A 1,201-nucleotide genomic window follows, 5' to 3' on the forward strand; every position below is an offset into this window, starting at 1 on the left:
GAACTAAATGAAATATACAGCGGCATTACACCAGAACGATTGGAGTAAAATATAATGAGTAATGGTATCACCTTACACTGGAGTACTGGAATTCGCTTTTTAAAAATCACCCTTGAACGGGAGCAATTTTACATTTTGCCCCCGCTCTGCAAAATCCCTCAACTTTGCAACAAACAAAAAAACTCCTAAGTCACCCCCCGCTCCGCAAAGTCTCCGGCTTTGAGGAGCGGGCTTCACAGAAAACAACTAAACTTGGTGATTAGACACTTACAAGTCAGATAGCAAACCGGCATAAATTCAGTCGCAAAATCCAGTTACCATATTGTTGCACGATTTTTGTATATTTGCATTTTAAAACTTTCAATTATGACAACGCTAACTATCAAAATAAATGAACGCACCAAAGCGGGTAAAGCATTCTTGACAATGGCGGAAACTTTTTTTAAAGATGCCAAGGGAATCGAAATTATAGAAAGTCTTGATAAAGCTTCAAAACCTAATTCTAAAAAACCTACTTTATCAGAACAAATTGAAATAGGATTGCAAGAAGTAAAAGATATTAAGAATATAAAAGGCAAAAGAAAAACCCTGACAGAATTGTTGAATGAAAAATAAAATATTTACTGTCCCATTATTTGATAGTAGGTACAAACGTTTCGTCAAAAAATTTCCAACTCTCGAAGAAGAACTAACAACATTACAAGAACTATTATTAGAAAATCCAAAAATGGGGATTCTTTTAACGACAAATATTTACAAAATTCGAGTTCCAAACAAGGATAATCAAAGAGGTAAAAGTGGCGGTTTTAGAATAATAACTTATCTAGTAGAGGAAACTAAAGACAACTACGAGATAAATTTACTTACAATCTATGATAAATCTGAAGAAAGTACAATATCAAAATCCACCCTACTCAAAATCGTAAAACAATATTTTTAGTGTTAAAAAAGTAAAGAGACGCTCCATTTTATCGGATCGTTTTTTTATAAATTCGTTACCTACAACAAACAAAAAAAATCCTCCCGATTACGAAGTCTCTCAACTTCGCAATAAACAAAAAAACCTGACCCCGGATATGCTAACGCGGAACTGTTTTCCGTGCCCATTCCAATTTACAATACACAATAATTCAAAAAAGTCAATTCATACCGCTAGTTATTTCAAATTAGTCCAATAATCCCGATAGATTCTGTGTTGATT

2 protein-coding genes are annotated in these 1,201 nt (G+C 33.6%); both read left to right on the plus strand.

All coding sequences use genetic code 11. From position 1 onward, the window contains the following. Window positions 1–366: 366 nt before the first annotated feature. Window positions 367–615 (plus strand): hypothetical protein, encoded by a 249-nt coding sequence (locus tag B2145_RS12125; protein WP_291102598.1) that lies wholly within the window; start codon window positions 367–369, stop codon window positions 613–615. After that, window positions 605–940, plus strand: coding sequence for a hypothetical protein (locus tag B2145_RS12130; protein ID WP_291102601.1), 336 nt, complete (start codon window positions 605–607; stop codon window positions 938–940). The genes B2145_RS12125 and B2145_RS12130 overlap by 11 nt, the downstream gene beginning before the upstream one ends. The last annotated feature ends 261 nt before the right edge of the window (window positions 941–1,201 follow it).

The sequence above is a fragment of the Flavobacterium sp. UBA5153 genome, from assembly GCA_002413745.1.
Classification (GTDB): domain Bacteria; phylum Bacteroidota; class Bacteroidia; order Flavobacteriales; family Flavobacteriaceae; genus Flavobacterium.